Below are 14,635 nucleotides of genomic sequence, written 5' to 3'. Positions count from 1 at the left end.
GTTGGCCGCCGGACGGCAGGCGCCTCGGCGGCACACGCCGCACAGGACGCCGCCTCACTTGAAAGGACAGGAAATGCCTATCCAACCACCCCCTCCCATTCACACCGAACGCCTCGACTACACAGAGGGCGAGACGATCTGCGAGGCGTACGTCGCGCACGACGCGTCCTGCGCCGCGAAGCGGCCCTGCGTGCTCATCGCCCACGCGTGGGCAGGGCAGAACGAGGCCATGCACGAGAAGGCCGTGGAGCTGGCCGGGCTGGGCTACCTCGGGTTCGCGCTCGACGTGTACGGCAAGGGCGTCCGCGGCGGCGAGATGGAGGACAACTCCCGGCTCATGGCGCCCTTCGTGGAAGACCGCGGCCTGCTCCGCAGGCGCCTCGTGGCGGGCCTCGCCGCGGCCCGACAGCACCCGCTCGCCGACCCGGACCGCATCGCGGTGATCGGATACTGCTTCGGCGGGCTGTGCGCCCTCGACCTGGCGCGGAGCAGCCCGCCGGGCCTCAGGGGCGCGGTGAGCTTCCACGGCGTGCTGCACCCGCCGAAGCTGGGACCGCAGGCGCCCATCACGACCAAGGTGCTCGTGCTCCACGGCTGGGAAGACCCGATGGCGCCGCCCGCCGACGTGCTCGCCCTCGCGCGCGAGCTCACCGAGGCCAGGGCCGACTGGCAGATCCACGCCTACGGCCACGCGATGCACGCCTTCACCTACCCGGGCGCGAACCTCCCGCAGGCAGGCCTCCAGTACGACGCCGCCGCCGCCAGGCGATCGTGGGCCGCGATGCGGAGCTTCCTCGAGGAGGTCCTCGAGCACCGGGCAGGCTGAAACTACGCGCAGGCCTTCCGGCCTGCGCGACGAGCCGTCGGCTCAGCTCGACACCATGTTCGCGTGATCGCCCTTCGCCCGGGCAAGCACGGATGCCTTGATCCAGGAGCGCACCATCGTGAGGTGGCGCGCCTCGGCGGCGCGCGCCGCCGCGAACTGGTTCAGGAGCTCCTGGTCGTTGAGGCCCTGGGACATCTCGATGAGCACGTCCCAGGCGTCGTTGTCCGTGAGCTCGGCGATCAACATCGCCTCCAGCGCGTCGGCCAGGTTCGTCCTCGGATCGGTGACGACCTTGATCAGGCCGCACGAGGCGACCCCGTGCACGTCGGCGAGCGGCGTCTCGGCCGTCGGGTCGGCGCCGAGCATCCGGATCACCGAGGCGACGAGGAGGAAGTGCTCCGACTCCTCCCTGGTGATCAGCTCGATCTCCTCGCGCGTCGGGCCGCCCTCGAACGAGCCGAGCGCGTCGAGCTTGGCGAGCACGCCCTTCCATAGCCGGCTCCCCGCCCGCTCGAAGGCGAGGCGCTCGCCCAGCTTGTCGAGCAGGACGAGCGGCGCCTCACCCTTCAGCGCCTGGAGGGCCGTCTTCACGGCGCCCTTCAGCGTGCCAGGCGGAGGCATCGTGCCGACCCGCTCCTCCCGCCGCGCATAGTGGGCCATGACGTTGGCGATGGCCGAATCGTCGCCCGCGCTGCTCGGCGGCATGATCCGCGCGCCGACGACGAGCTCCTTCGAGTCCATCGGCGACATGTCCATTCCGGTGCGGTTCATCCCCGCGGTCGTCTCGGTCTTCATGCTGACCTCATCCTGTAAACCTTCGCGCCGTTACCGTTCGCCTGCTTGCCCCGCGCCGCCTGGACCGCGAGCTCGGTCCCGGGGACGTACACGTACCCCGCCGCCACCGTCTCCGACGGCGAGCCGGCCATGTTCAGCCGATCGCGGTAGGCGAGCGTCTGCGGCGACTCGGGCACCTGCCGCGGATCCACGATGCTCTTGCCGACGGCGCGCAGGTGCACCTCGCCCTGCAGCACGCGGCGGACGAACTCGCGGTGGCTCCGGAACTCGATGGGATCCGGCAGCTCCCTCGGCAGGATCTCCGCGGCGTCGCGCCCCTCGATCTCCTCGAAGAGGCGGCGCACGTGCTGGAGCTGGCCGAGCTCGTAATCGACGAACCGCTCCCAGATCGCCTTGATGCGCGGGTTCGACTCGGACTGGGCACAGCTATGGTAGTTGTAGACCTCGGCCGCCTCGTGCAGCAGCCACTTCTCGAGCCAGGTCTCGTTCGGGTCGATGATCGACTCGTACTGCGTGACGTGCTGCTCCTCGATGGAGGCGATCTCCGCGTAGAGCTGCCGCGCCATGGGGTCGGCGAAGGTCGGCCCGACGTTCATGTAATAGTCGTGCGTCTGGTGCTCGGCCGCCATGATCGTGAGCGCGTGTAGCTTGGTGAGCGGCGCCGCCGTCGTCCGATCGTACGGGGCCCGCAGGTCGTCGTCGGGGTGACGGTGCTCGACGCTCGTGGGCCTGCCGGGGCAGACGTCCGTGTAGCACTGCAGGATGTTGTTCGAGTCCTTGCCGTGCACCCGGTCCATGAGCGCCGAGTAGCGGTACAGGTGGTCGAAGTCCTCGAGCATCCCGAACCGGTAGACCTGCGCCATGTACTCGTCAGGCTCGCGCATCGCGACCGACGCGGTGACCTCGATCGCCACCTGCTCGAAGCCGATGGTGGTCTCGAGCACGGACAGATCGCCCGGCAGGAGCCAGTTCACCATCGTCTGCTGGTGCTGCTCGACGCGGCGAATGAGGGCGAGCTCCCGCTGGAGCGGGCCGTTCATGCGAGCACAGGCGTGCGAGAAGCGCACCGCCTCCGACTCGATGCCGTTCATCAAGATGATCCGGACGCGGGTGAACGCGTCATCGTTCAGCTTGCTGGACGGGATGCTGACCATCTCGCGCCAGTCGAACTGCTGCTTGTCCAGCGGTGTGCCCCGCTCGTTCAACAAATCAAGTGCCACCTTGACCTCCAGTCTCCGGGGTGGGTGCAAGGGGCGCTCCACGGGGGAACGCCCCGCCTGTTCGCGAGGGCCGAGCGCCGCGATGGGGCACCTGGCCACATCTGTCGCAAATCGCCTGAGCGCTGCTTGCCTCCAGCGCTCACGACGCGCGCGTAGCACGTGTTGATGAAGTCCGAGATCGCCGCGGTGCCGAGCAGGAACGAGGGCTCCTCTTCGTGGCCCTGCCCCAGCAGCGACTCGAAACGCAGCATGACGTGGCTCTACGCAACCGGCATGCCCTGCGGGCTCAGCGGGATTGACGTGCGGGCGCAGCGCGATCGACGTGCGGGCTCAGCGGGGACTGGAGCGGATAGGACAAGCAAACGCGTTCCGCAAAGTCAAGATTCTCGGAGCCGTTCCTGACTCGTGCAGTCCGACGGTACGAGCTCATTGACAGAACGGGCCTTATGCGATCAGGCAGGTCTTCCACGCCTGAAACGCCTGGGATTACCGCGACGTAGCACCAAGCGGAAGGCATCCTACCGTATAGCTGTACCCTACTGGCCATCTTCGTCGAGGGGCGGCTCGTCCGGCGGCGGGTCGCGGGCCCGCCCCGCAATCCCTCCGTCAACGCTCCGTCACGGGACGCTCGCCGGGTCGGCCGGGTCGCTGCCCGCGTCCCGCTCGTCCCCGTCGCGGAAGCCGTCGCCGTCGCGATCGATGCCGATCCGCTCCCCCGATCCGGGCGGCACGCACGTATACGTCAGCTCGCCGCGGTGCCCCCGGGGGAGCTGACGGAGCTCGGTGTCCCACCGCCGCGGCTCGCGCGCGCGGTCGGGCTCGAACCGGCCATTCCCGGTGTACAGAAAGCCCAGCTCCTCGCCGTGGGACCAGCCCTTCACCACGAGATCGCAGTCGCCGGCGTTGGCGCGCGCGATGAGCAGCGCGATGCGTGGACTGGCCACCGCCGCGTTCGATGACGTGAGCGTGATCTGCTGGCCGACGATCGGCTTCAGGTTCGATTCCAGCGCGAGCATGTACGCTGCCACCTGGTGCTTCAGGAGGTCCCCCTCGGGGCCGATGGGGAAGCCGCCGGGGTTCTCCGGGATCTGGACGAAATCGGAGAACGAGTTGAACCGGAAGAGCGTATCGACCCCGCCGTCGTGGAGGAAACCGAAGCCGCGGACCTGGTCGCCCATGGGGTCGTTGGAGCCGCCGAACGGGAACACGAACGACTCCGCCATGCCGAACATCCCGATCTTCTGGTACTGATTGCGCAGGTGCGGGACCTTGAAGACCTGGGACTCGTTGGCGTTGGCCGAGCCGCCGTCGCTGCCGAAGAAGCCAGGCGCGAAGTCGTCCGGGTTGGCGCCGGGGTCGACGTCGTGGCACCCGATGCACGATTCGCCGAGGATGCTCGAGACGGGCCCCCCGAAGAAGTCGCGCCCCGCGCGCTGATCGGGCGTGAGCGAGTCGTCGAGCGCCCGGATGGGGTTGGGCGGATAGGTGACCTGGAGGATGAAGTCCGTGAAGGCCTCCATGTCCTCCTCCGAGATCGGCTCGTCGCGCCCCAGAAGATCGACGAATGACGCCCGGAACTTCTGGAACGCCGCCCGCTCGTCGAACACCCCGCTGTCCGGCTGGGAGGTGGGGGCGTCATGGCCGCCGGTCCGGTCGCCGCGCCAGTGCATCGGCCCGTGGTTGGCCATGCCGCGCAGGCTCTGCGTCGTCATCGGCCCCTTCATCGGATGGAGGGTCGGGTCCTGGCCGAAGAGATCGGTGCAGAACGGCCCCGGGTTCACCAGCGCGGTGCCGTCCGGGTTCCCGAGATCCCACGCGAGGCTGTCGAAGTCGCCGAAGATATGGCAGCTCGCGCAGGACGAGTCGCCGTGGCTCGAGCTCAGCGACGCGTCGTAGAGGAAGCGGCGCCCCCGGACGACGCTCGGGGGCTCGGGGTTGTGCATCGGCACGTGCGCGACCTCGCGGCGGGTCCGCGTGTTGATGACGGAGATTGCGTTGTCGAAGCGCGTGAGCACGTAGAGCCGCTGCCTGTCCTCGTCGAGCACGAGGCCGGTCGGGCCGCCCCCGGGGACGTGGATCTGGCTCGACCGGCTCGGCACGAACGTGCCCTTCTCGAGCTGCCTGGTGTCGAAGACGCCGATCTTGTCCGAGCCGAGCGCCGCGACATACAGGGTCGCGCCGTCGCGCGTCACGGCCATCCCCGTCGGCTGCGCGAGGCTCTTCGCGTTCTCGCCGTTCGAGACCGGCGCGCAGCAGGCGTCGTAGTCGATGTGCTTGTTGAGGTGCCTCGGGACGACGCCGCCCGGGCCGAGGACGGTGATCCGGCTCTCGTGCAGGTGGCCCCGCACGCTGTGGCCGGCGAAGAGGCCCGGCCCCTCGAAGCGCTCCTCGTTGCGGGCGTCGGTGTTGGACACATACACCTTCCCGCTCACCGGGTTCACGACCATGTTGAACAGGATGGTCCCCACGCCCGTGAAGAAGCCGCCCGGCCCGTCCACCTGGCGCGGCGGATTGGCGAGCGCGTCGATCACGAAGACGTCCTTGTCGGGCAGCGAGAAGCGCACCGCGCCGTCCCAGTTACGACCGAGCTCGTCGACCCAGTGGGCCCCGTCGAACTTGAGGATGAGCCCGACCTCGGGCTGGGGAATGCCCTCGAAATTGGTGTTGGGCCAGGGCAATCCGCCCTCCGCCTCGCCGCCGTTCGGCACGAGGCTCTCGTCGATGCTGGTCGTGCGGTTCCCCGAGTGGAAGGCGGCGGCATAGACGCGGCTGCCGTCCGGCGTCACCGCGAGCGCGCGCGGCGTATCGCTGAACAGCGTCACGATGGAGAGCGGCGTGCCGCCGAGCGACGTCCCGAGGTGGTCGGCGTCGAACACCCAGACGTCCGCCCGCCCGACGCCGGGCGTCGTGAGCTGCGGATCGAAGGGGATGTTCTGGCCGCGGTGGGCCGTGGTGATGAAGGCGCGCGAGCGCCCCCGCCCGGCGAACACGATGTCGCGCGGCTCGTCGCCCACGAGCAGCGTGCGAACGACGCGCGCCTTTTCCTCGTCTCGAACGTCGACGACGCTCACGCTGTCGGACAGGTGGTTCACCACCCAGACTTCGTCGTCACCGCGGGCGGCCACGGCGACCGGCTCGAGGCCCACGGGCACAGACGCCTTGAGCCGCAGACGATCCGCCTGGACGCGGAAGATCTCCAGCCGGTTGTCGGGCGTGTTCACCGCGAAGAGCAGCTTGCCGTCCCTCGACAGGGCCATCGGGCGGACCTGGCCCGATTCGAAGGTCGTGAACGGCGTGGCGGCCGCCGCGGGGAGAGCGGCAGCGAGAAGAGCGGCTGTAGCACCGGTGCATACAGCCAGGATGCGGCGCAGGCAGCATGCGGGCAGCATTTTTTGAACGTACGTGAAGTGCTGTTTTCCACAACGAAAAAACGCGCGTTCACGTGGCGCCGTTCACGGGGGGCCGCTGTCGAGGTGCCGGCCGACGAATTCTTCAATGGCTTCCAGCCGGAAGTCCCTGGCGAGCTTGCGCAGGTGCCTGGTGAACGGCGCGTTCGCAGGGCTCGCCTGATCGAGCCTGTCGGCGTATTTCTGGATCTGGTTGACGAGCCCTCTGCGCGCGAGATCGCGCAAGGCCTTGAGATCCTCGACGGGGGGCAGGGGGACATCCGCGGGGGCGACCGCAGGGGTCACCCCCGGGTCGGGCCTGGGCTCCGCCTCCTCGCGCGCGCCGCCCTGCCGCTCGTGGATCCACGCCAGCGAGAGGTATCGCTGAACCTTCTCGAGGAGCTCATCCATCTGCAGCGGCTTGGCGATGAAGTCGTTGGCGCCTGCTTCCAGGCTCTTGTCCTGGTCGGTGATGAAGGCGCTGGCGGACGACGCGATCAGGATCGAATCCGCGCGCTCTGGCATCTTCCGGACGCGGCGCATCATCTCCCAGCCGTCGAGCACGGGCATCGAGATGTCGGTGATGATCAGGTCGAACGCCTCGCTCGCGATCCTGTCGAGGCCCTCCTGGCCGTCGCTCGCCTCCGTCACCGCGAACCCGAGGGGCTCCAGCATGTTGACGATCACGGCGCGGTTGTCCCGCTTGTCGTCCACCACGAGGAGCTTCCGCCGCGCGCCCTCGTAGCCGACGATCCGACCCTGCTCCGTGAGCCTCGCCTTGTCGATCCAGTTCGGCGCCTCGGCGAGCGTCAGGTCCATCCAGAAGACGCTGTCCTTGTCGAGCTCGCTCCTGACCTGGATGGAGCTGCCCATCAGCGCGACGATCCGCTGGCTGATGGCCAGCCCTAGCCCGGTGCCCTCGCCGTGACGCTTCTTGTCGCCGACCTGCTTGAAGGGCAAGAAGATCTGGTCGAGGTGCTCGGCGCTGATCCCGCTGCCCGTGTCCTCGATCTCGAAGCGAATCGTGCGCTTGCCGGTCCGCGATACGCGGCCCGCGCCGTCGTCCGGGAGGCCCTCGCGCGCGCCGTCCTGCACCTCCGCGACCGTGAAGGTGACGCGGCCCCGCTCGGTGAACTTGATGGCGTTGCCGAGCAGGTTGAGCAGGATCTGGCGCATGCGCCGCTGGTCGGCGCGCACGCCCGCGGGCAGCGCGGGGCCGGGCCTGTAGACGAACTCGATCCCCTTCTGCTCCGCGCGGATCCGGCAGATCTCGACCGTCGCGCGCAGGAATGACGGGAAGTCGAAATCGTTGGGGTGGAGATCCATCGTCCGCGACTCGATCTTCGCCAGGTCGAGGACGTCGTTGATGAGGGTCATCAGGTGGGCGCCGGACTCGGAGATGACGTCGACGCCGCGCTGGTCCTGCTCACCCAGGCGCGTGGAGCGCCTCAGGATCTGGGCGTACCCGAGGATGCCGTTCAGCGGTGTCCGCAGCTCGTGGCTCATGTTGGCGAGGAAGTCGCTCTTCGCACGGTTGGCCGCGTCCGCGGCGACCTTGGCCTCCTTGAGCTCGGCGGTGCGCTGCTCGACGCGCTGCTCGAACTCCTCGTTCGTCTTCTCCAGGGCGGCGAACGACGCGCGGAGCTGCTGCGCCATGGCGTTGAGCGCGTCGCCGATGTGCACGAACTCCCGGGTGCCCGACGCCTCGAAGCGTTGATCGAGGTCGCCGCCCCGGATGCGCTCCGCCGCCGTGACCAGCTTCCGCACGGAGGGCAAGGTCACGCGGCGGATAGGACAAGCAAACGCGTTCCGCAAAGTCAAGATTCTCGGAGCCGTTCCTGACTCCTGCAGTCCGACGGTACGAGCTCATTGACAGAACGGGCCTTATGCGAGCAGGCAGGTCTTCCACGCCTGAAACGCCTGGGATTACCGCGACGTAGCACCAAGCGGAAGGCATCCTACCGTATAGCTGTACCCTACTGAGCTCGTCCAAACGGCCGCCGTCGCGGTTCGCGGCGCGTCGTGATGGCCGGCGCACGCACCTCAGGGCAGACTTCCCCCCGGCCACGTCGTCGAGCAGCGTCCCTCCCTGTCGGTTTCGTCACGCGGGGTCCGCCGGGTACCGCGCGCGGCACTCCAGCGGCTCGGCGAACAGACCGAGGTGGCTCAAGATCTTCCTCGCCGTCGCCTTATCCGTGATCGCGGCCATGAGTCGCATCCGTCCGCTGCATCGCGGGCACGCGAGAACATCTACGGCGTAAGTCCGCCGCAAAAGCTTCGCCCATTCGACGCGAGGCGACGTCGCCAGAAGGAGCCCATCCAGCAGCCGATCAAGGTGCCGGACCGAGATTCCCTCCGACACGAATCCAACATCAGCCCACGGCAGCACAGCGCCCAGCGCAGTCGACACCCGCTCGCGCTCGACCTCGCCATGCACCATCGTCAGCAGCGCCCCAACCGCCACGTCCCGAGTGGGTAGCTCCATCTGGTGAGAGGCCGTGCCGCGCCCAGGCGATCGCCGTCGGGCTCCCAGTACTTCTTCACGAACGCCGCGGCGGCCACGCCTCGCGCACGGCGATATCGTACGGAATGTTCAGCGGGTTGTCGGTCCGCCCCGTCTCGGCGGCGACCTAGACCCAGCGCTCGAAGTCCTTCCCCTGCTTTGCCATGATGACTGCTTGATCCTTCCTCCTGCGTCCCGCGCCCCTCGGGGCACGGCGCGAAGCGTCGAGGATGAGCTCGTTCGTGGAGATGTCCAGCACGGAACAGCGTCTGGACGCGGGTGGGGGGACCCGGGAGGCGAGGCCGAGGGGTGGGATGTCCAGATGGGCCGGGGGGATGTCCAGATGGGCCGGGGGGATGTCCAGATGAGCGGCCGGGATGTCCAGATGGGCGAGGGGGCTGTCCAGATGAGCCGGAGGGATGTCCAGATGGACTTCGAGTAGGGAAGGGGTAGGAGCGCCGACGAGCAACCGGTCGAGAGCTCGCTCAGCCCCGCTCCACCAGAAACAGAATCTCCTTCGCCTTCGGATCGTCCGCCGCGAGCTCCTGCTCCCACATCCCCAGCGCCACAGGCCTCGCCCAGACGAGGCTGAGCCCCGCCTGGCCGCACATCGCCGCGACGTCCTCGCGCGTGTAGCGCCGGTCGCGGACGATGTACTCGCCCGGAGGCCGCCCGTCGCCTTCGAACTGCTCCTTGCGGTAGACGATGCCCGCCTCTTCGTCGAGGTGGAACAGCTCTGGTTTGAAGATGTTGCCGCTCTGCTGCATGACCCGGCTCGGCGGCAGCTCCTGGAGCAGGCGCGGGTTGTCCTCCACGGCGCGCCGCCCCGGCCCTGCTCCTCACCGCCTTGCCTCGCCGCCCGCCCCCGGGCAGGCTTCGTCCATGGGCCAGCCCGCCGAGCAGCAGCGGCGCGCCACGTACGCCGACCTCGAGGCCGTCCCGCCGAACAAGGTGGCGGAGATCATCGGGGGCACCCTGCACGTGGTCCCCCGGCCGGCGCCGCGGCACGCGAATGCTGCGGGTGCTCTGCAAGGAGAGCTCTTCGGCCCCTTCCACCGCGGGCGCGGCGGTCCGGGCGGGGGGTGGATCCTTCCGGAGCCCGAGCTCCATTTCCCCGACCCGCACGCGCCGGGCGAGATCGACGCGCTCGTGCCCGACCTCGCCGGCTGGCGCCGCGAACGCATGCCCGAACTGCCCGACACGGCGTACTTCGCGCTCGCCCCGGACTGGATCTGCGAGGTGCTGAGCCCGTCGACGGAGGACGTCGACCGCGACGAGAAGATGCCAATCAGTCTCCCGATCTCCCGGCTGACCGCCGGGCACAGGTGAGCTTCATCGCGTGGACCCGCACAGGGGTCCGGGCGAGCGCTCGAGCGCCGGGTGGCCGTCACGGGCGGGGCGCTCGCGACGCGAGCAGGCGCCGCGCCTCCTCGGGAGTCAGCGGTCCGAAGATCACCTTGCTCCCCTCCCGTCGGATCGGCTTCTCCGTCGATGCGAGCCCTATCCGCGCGTCAAGCTCGCGCTTCTGCTCCGGAGGGAGGCGCGATGCACGGCTATCGTGCCGGTCCCCGCCGCGCCCGCTCTCCCGAGCATCAACACGCCCCTCGGGCGACGGCGCGCCGCGCGCGGCCTTGGTGCTCCCCCCGGCGCTGTCGACGCGCGGCCAGGTCTTCACGGCCTGGCGAACCGCAGCGCGCGGAGCGTTCTGCAGGACGCCCCGCACGGCGGGCGAGGAGTCGGGCGCGCGTCGCTGCGTCGCCCGCCTTCACCTTCGCAGGCGCGGATCTCCCCCGAGCGGCCGGGGGGGCGGCGAGGGCACACGGCGCGCGCTCCGCGTCGGGGATGCCGCCGGGCGTGGCGCGGCTGCCTTGCGGGGGGCAAAGACTCCCTCGCCGGCGATGAACTGCCGATATGCCGTGTCGTCCGTGTGATGACCAGTGAACGTGTTTTTTTTTTGACATGCTCTCACGCGCACTTCGGCGTGCCGGATGCCGCGTTAATCCATGGAGCTCCAGAATCAACAGATAGAAGAGGCAGTGACGGCGGCGGGCGCCGAGGGCATGGTCATCACGTGAAGCGCGCCCCCTTGACCTGGCGTGCGCCGCCGCGTAACCATCGCCTTCGATGGCTCCCGAGTGGAGCGTGGGTTCTCTAGGAGGAGATGGTCATGCAGATGTATTACTTGATCCCGCTCGTGTTGATGGCGGCCGCTTTCGCGTACTCGATGCACGTCCGCAAGAAGGCCATGGCCGAGGCCGCCAGCATGACCCCGGAGCAGAACGAGCAAAGATTCAGCGACCTCTACGCCCCGTATTACGAGCTCCAGCCCGGCGAGCGCATCATTGGCAACTGGAGCGGAGTCGAGTACCAGGTGCCCGCCGGCACGGCCCGCCGCATCGCCGGCGGAGCCCTCAACGCCGCATCTGCCGCCATGATCGGCGTCTCCAGCTACGTTCCCAACGTCCACGTCGGCCTCACCAGCAGCGGCCGCGTCCTCGTCTCTCGCGAGTACAGCGACTTCGGCAAACGCGGCAACTACAAGCACCACGCCGCCCTCGATCAGGGCACCCGCGCCTTCAACCAAGACGCGACGTATCCCGGCCAAGACATCGGCTCCCGCCCCGGCAACCCCTTCAACCCTCTCGTGAGCCTCGAGTTCATCCAGCTCCGTTCGCCGAGCGGCGACACATACGAAGCGTGGCTGTCCCCGCAGGGCACCCGCCCCGGCCAGCACGGATTCAGCTCGATTTTGCAGTCGCTCGGTTGAGCGCAGCGAGCGGGGCGACGCTGACCAAACCACTCCTCCCTGCCAGCTTGCAGCCTCATGGGGCCACCTGACGGCGTTTTTTGCACGGCCATGGGGCCACCCCAAACGCAGGAGGATGGGGCCACCCGCGCGGGGGCGTGACCCAGTTCTTTGCAAGGTCATGGGCCAGCTTCCGAGGTTTTTTGCAGCCTCACGGGGCCAGCTCCTCGCGGCGCTGGGATTGCTGCTCGGTCGCCCGAAGCGCCGCCCGCGCTGAGCGCATGCGTCGCAGACGGGGAGCCGCAAAAATTTCGCCGGCCGCAGCCAGCAGTGAACGCGCCGTCACGACGTGACGCGCCGCCGGCACACCACTCGTCCACGCCACGCTGACGCTCGCGCGGAGGATCTCGAACACGAGCCATTGTGGCGTGGCGCGCTCGAGCGCTATCGTTGCTTTGTGTCAGCGACCGGTTGGCGAGAGTTCAAGGCCGCGGGGAAGAAGACGATGAACCTCCGGGCTCACGCGACCGTCGTCGCGATGGCATGGCTGGCCGCGTGCAGCAGCGGCTCGAGCGAGCCGCCTCTGCCAGCGCCGTCGGGCGGGGCAAGCGGTATGTCGGCGGCCGACGCCTCATCCGTGGCAGGAGGGGCGAGCGGGAGCGCAGCACAAGCAGGTGCTGCGGGAGGGAGCGGCGGCGCTGCGGCTGTCGCGGGCTCGGCCGGCGCGGCCGGCACCTCGAACGCTGGGGGCGCCGCCGGAGCCGGTGGTGCGAGCGCGGGGGCGGGCGGTGCCGGCGCGTGCCCGGCGGGCTCGACGCAGCTGTCGCCGTGGCCCGGCAAGGCCGAGGTCCGCACGCTCGACAGGGAGGACGCGTTCGAGCGCGATCTGAGCGGGCTGACCTACGAGGCGCCCGGAGTGCTGTGGGCGACCGACAACCTCTCCGCCAAGCTGTTTCGGTTGCTGAAGAGCGGAGGGAGCTACGCGCCGGACACGTCCAAGGACTGGGCCTCCGGCAAACGGCTGCATTACCCGAACGGCAAGGGCACGCCCGACGCGGAGGGCGTGACGTTCGCCGCCACGAGCGCCGCGGGCGTCTACGTGTGCGCCGAGCGCGACGCGGACGATTCTTCCGTGAGCCGGCTGTCCGTGTTGCGCTACGACGTGACGGCCGCCGGAGCGACGCTGACCGCGACTCACGAATGGAACCTCACCGCGCTCTTGCCCGAGGTCGGCGCGAACGCGGGTCTGGAAGCGATCACTTGGGCGGCTGACAGCTTGCTCACGGCGCACCGCTTCTTCGACGAGAGCAAGGCCCGAGCTTACGTCCCGAGCGACTACGGCGAGCACGGCGCCGGCCTGTTTCTGGTGGGCGTGGAACAGACCGGCAAGGTGTACGCTTTCGCGCTGAACCACGAGAGCGGCGCGGCCACCCTGGTGGCCAGCATCTCGACGCCGCTCGGGGGCGTGATGGGGCTCGAGCTCGACCGTGACACCGGGAGGTTGTGGGCTTACTGCGACGACACGTGCGACAACCAATCCGCCGTGCTCGGTATCGACGACGCGCTCGGGCGCTTCGTGCTGGAGCGGCGTTTCACGCACCCCGGCGGGCTGCCGGACTCCAACAACGAAGGCATCGCGCTCGCGCCGGACGCGGAGTGCAGCGGCGGCGTCAAGCCGTTCTTCTGGACCGACGACGCCGACGCCGACGGCTTTTCGGTGCGCGAAGGCTCGCTCGCTTGCGGTTGCCTCTAGAGTTGCCGGTTGTCGGGGCGCCTCGGATCGGTGACTATGCGCGCGCGAGTGGCCAGCGCGGTGGCAGCGGCGTGCGAAACGAGCGGGTTCTTGCAGGTCGTCGGACACGGGATCCCCGAGTCGATGATCGCCGCGATGCGCGCCGCGAGCGACGAGTTCGTCGCGCTACCGCTCGATCGCAAGCTCTTGGTGCGGCCGGCGCATCCCGGGATCAACCGCGGGTATGCGGCGCGGGGGACCGAAGCGTTGAGCTACAGCCTCGGAATCGAGGCGCCTTCGCCCGATCTCTTCGAGGCCTTGGTCCTCCCGCAGGGCCGCTCGGCTATCTCCAGCTCGAATCGTGGTCAGCTTTCCGGATTCGTCACGCGGTGTGACCTCCGTGTGCCCCGACGCCAGGGCACGGGGCTCCCTCTGCGAGGCCCGCGTGGGCGAGGAGCTCCCGGGCGTCGATGACGACGGCGGCCTAGCGGATCCAGCGGTCCAGCTCGGCGAGGTCGGTGCTCGCGAGGACGCGCTCCCGCGCTGCCGCGGGCTGCGGATGCCGCCCATGGTCGCCGCGCTGCATCGTGTAGTCGAAGGCCTATGTTTCCGGAGGAAGAATGGAACGTGCCCACGGCCACGCTCTACGGCCGCGTCGTCGAGCACATCGATCTCTCGGTCCCCGAGTTCCAGCGCCTGATGCAGCGCCTCGTCGGCGTGCGCTGAGCCGCTGTGTGGCCCGTCCTCCGCCGGGTCGCCGCCGCCCGTCAGGCGGCCGCCTGCTCGATGGCGGCCCGCAGCGCGGACACGGAAGCGCTGCGCAGGTACACGACCTGAGCGCCGTCCGCCGCGAGGCTCTGCATCTGATCGCGCAGCGCGTGCGAGACCATCGTCACCATGATCACGATGAGCGCGATCCTGCCCACGCCGCGGCGCGCCCCCGGCGGCACGCGGTTCTCGTAATGGCGCAGCGACCAGCCGTGCTTCTCGACCACATCGCGGTAGCGGCTGGACATGCCGCCGCTGCCCCCGATGACCAGCACCGTCTGCTCCTCGCGCTTCCTGTCGACCGCCTGGGAACGCCGCTCCGCCTTCATGCCGAGTCTCAGAGCAAGGCGTAAGCCACGCTTCTCGAGCGGTCATCTCCGCGCAAATCTCGTCGTTCTGATCTATTCCCGGGGATTTTCCGGCAAAATGTCGGTGCGGCGCGGGGACCTTTGTCATCGTGACAGGGCGACCGCGCTGGCTCGGCGGCGCTGCCGATAGGACAAGCGCGGGAGCACCGGCGCTGTGGTAGGGAGAGCAGCCCGCCCTTGTCCTGCCGCGCCATGCCGTCTCCCACAGCACCGCCCAGCGACGCGCCCCCGCCCGGCACCATCGAGCGCTGGGCCTGGGATTACGTCCTCTCGACCGATCTCGAGCACAAG

Annotated in this window: 11 protein-coding genes and 1 pseudogene; 5 read left to right on the top strand and 7 right to left on the bottom strand. The window is 69.2% G+C overall.

Annotated elements, in window-relative coordinates; translation table 11 throughout:
• The first annotated feature begins 73 nt into the window (after positions 1-73).
• Positions 74-826, top strand: a complete 753-nt coding sequence (locus tag WMF17_RS32620) for a dienelactone hydrolase family protein (RefSeq protein ID WP_437644907.1) — start codon at positions 74-76, stop codon at positions 824-826.
• A 42-nt stretch (positions 827-868) separates the two neighbouring features.
• On the opposite strand, the gene WMF17_RS32615 is transcribed toward WMF17_RS32620, so the two are convergent.
• From WMF17_RS32615 to WMF17_RS32590, 6 genes are all read right to left on the bottom strand, one after another.
• The gene (locus tag WMF17_RS32615) at positions 869-1,621 is read right to left on the bottom strand and encodes a ferritin-like domain-containing protein (protein WP_437644905.1); all 753 of its coding nucleotides are present in this window, start codon (positions 1,619-1,621) and stop codon (positions 869-871) included.
• A complete protein-coding gene (locus WMF17_RS32610; protein WP_437644903.1) occupies positions 1,618-2,841 on the bottom strand; it encodes a hypothetical protein in 1,224 nt (407 codons plus the stop codon). Before WMF17_RS32610 ends, WMF17_RS32615 begins: the two co-directional genes overlap by 4 nt.
• A 617-nt stretch (positions 2,842-3,458) precedes the next feature.
• Positions 3,459-6,230 (bottom strand): beta-propeller fold lactonase family protein, encoded by a 2,772-nt coding sequence (locus WMF17_RS32605; RefSeq protein ID WP_437644901.1) that lies wholly within the window; start codon positions 6,228-6,230, stop codon positions 3,459-3,461.
• Between the two features lie 63 nt (positions 6,231-6,293).
• Positions 6,294-7,994, bottom strand: coding sequence for a response regulator (locus WMF17_RS32600; RefSeq protein WP_437644899.1), 1,701 nt, complete (start codon positions 7,992-7,994; stop codon positions 6,294-6,296).
• 334 nt (positions 7,995-8,328) lie between these two features.
• A complete protein-coding gene (locus WMF17_RS32595) occupies positions 8,329-8,691 on the bottom strand; it encodes a hypothetical protein (protein ID WP_437597117.1) in 363 nt (120 codons plus the stop codon).
• Between the two features lie 524 nt (positions 8,692-9,215).
• Complete coding sequence (locus WMF17_RS32590) at positions 9,216-9,545, bottom strand: hypothetical protein (RefSeq protein ID WP_437644897.1); 330 nt, start codon at positions 9,543-9,545, stop codon at positions 9,216-9,218.
• A gap of 67 nt (positions 9,546-9,612) precedes the next feature.
• Between WMF17_RS32590 and WMF17_RS32585 the strand changes: the two are divergent.
• The 4 genes and pseudogenes from WMF17_RS32585 to WMF17_RS32570 form a co-directional block, all read left to right on the top strand.
• Positions 9,613-10,020 (top strand): annotated as a pseudogene (locus tag WMF17_RS32585) (Uma2 family endonuclease); the annotation flags it as partial.
• Positions 10,021-10,897: 877 nt separating this feature from the next.
• The gene (locus WMF17_RS32580; RefSeq protein ID WP_437644895.1) at positions 10,898-11,497 is read left to right on the top strand and encodes a hypothetical protein; all 600 of its coding nucleotides are present in this window, start codon (positions 10,898-10,900) and stop codon (positions 11,495-11,497) included.
• Between the two features lie 328 nt (positions 11,498-11,825).
• Positions 11,826-13,229: an SOS response-associated peptidase family protein gene (locus WMF17_RS32575; protein ID WP_437644893.1), complete on the top strand. Its 1,404-nt coding sequence runs from the start codon at positions 11,826-11,828 to the stop codon at positions 13,227-13,229.
• Positions 13,230-13,265: 36 nt separating this feature from the next.
• On the top strand, positions 13,266-13,682 hold the full coding sequence (locus WMF17_RS32570) for a 2-oxoglutarate and iron-dependent oxygenase domain-containing protein (RefSeq protein WP_437604330.1): 417 nt from the start codon (positions 13,266-13,268) through the stop codon (positions 13,680-13,682).
• A gap of 293 nt (positions 13,683-13,975) precedes the next feature.
• On the opposite strand, the gene WMF17_RS32565 is transcribed toward WMF17_RS32570, so the two are convergent.
• Positions 13,976-14,305, bottom strand: coding sequence for a DUF2325 domain-containing protein (locus WMF17_RS32565; RefSeq protein ID WP_437597113.1), 330 nt, complete (start codon positions 14,303-14,305; stop codon positions 13,976-13,978).
• Positions 14,306-14,635: the final 330 nt, after the last annotated feature.

The sequence above is a fragment of the Sorangium sp. So ce362 genome, from assembly GCF_051519845.1.
GTDB lineage: Bacteria > Myxococcota_A > Polyangia > Polyangiales > Polyangiaceae > Sorangium.
This window is presented reverse-complemented; position numbering and strand designations above follow the sequence as displayed.

Excerpts from the sequence above, each read along its gene's own strand:
- WMF17_RS32620 (WP_437644907.1), top strand. The coding sequence starts at position 74 with ATGCCTATCCAACCACCCCCTCCCATTCACACCGAACGCCTCGACTAC.
- WMF17_RS32615 (WP_437644905.1), bottom strand. The coding sequence starts at position 1,621 with ATGAAGACCGAGACGACCGCGGGGATGAACCGCACCGGAATGGACATG.
- WMF17_RS32605 (WP_437644901.1), bottom strand. The coding sequence starts at position 6,230 with ATGCTGCCCGCATGCTGCCTGCGCCGCATCCTGGCTGTATGCACCGGT.
- WMF17_RS32580 (WP_437644895.1), top strand. The coding sequence starts at position 10,898 with ATGCAGATGTATTACTTGATCCCGCTCGTGTTGATGGCGGCCGCTTTC.
- WMF17_RS32570 (WP_437604330.1), top strand. The coding sequence starts at position 13,266 with ATGCGCGCGCGAGTGGCCAGCGCGGTGGCAGCGGCGTGCGAAACGAGC.
- WMF17_RS32565 (WP_437597113.1), bottom strand. The coding sequence starts at position 14,305 with ATGAAGGCGGAGCGGCGTTCCCAGGCGGTCGACAGGAAGCGCGAGGAG.